The 521-nt window shown below is 78.1% G+C and carries 1 protein-coding gene; it reads left to right on the forward strand.

The features are described from left to right. Positions 1 to 521: polyketide synthase dehydratase domain-containing protein (locus G3I40_RS13555; RefSeq protein ID WP_203643997.1), on the forward strand; the 521-nt coding region annotated here is incomplete at both ends.

Below are 521 nucleotides of genomic sequence, written 5' to 3' on the forward strand. Positions count from 1 at the left end.
GTGGCAGCGCGGCGACGAGGTGTTCGCCGAGGCCGAACTGCCCGCCGCCGCAGGCTCCGACGCGACCGGCGACGCGGGCTACCCGCTGCACCCCGTCCTCCTCGACGCGGCGGCGCAGACGCTCGGCCTGAGCTCCCTGGCCGACCGGGAAGGGGCGTTCCTGCCCTTCTCCTGGAGCGGCACCACCCTGTACGCGTCCGGCGCGACCGCCGTGCGCGTGACGGCGTCCCCGGCCGACGGCGCCGCGATGAGCCTGTCCGTGACCGACCCCACCGGGGCGCCGGTCGTCCAGGTCGGCGCCGTGACCGTACGCCCCGTCGGCAGCGCGCCGCAGCAGGGCGACGGTGAGGAGGCGGGCGCCGACGACCTCTACCGGCTGTCCTGGCGGCCCGTTCCGGAGACCGACGGCACGGTCGTGCGCTGCGCCACCGTCGGCGGCGGCCTGCCCGGACTCGGCAAGGACCACCCGGACCTGCCCGCCCTGGCCGCGGCGGTCGCGACGGGCGAGCCCGAACCCGAGG

Source organism: Streptomyces sp. SID14478 (assembly GCF_010548525.1).
Classification (GTDB): domain Bacteria; phylum Actinomycetota; class Actinomycetes; order Streptomycetales; family Streptomycetaceae; genus Streptomyces.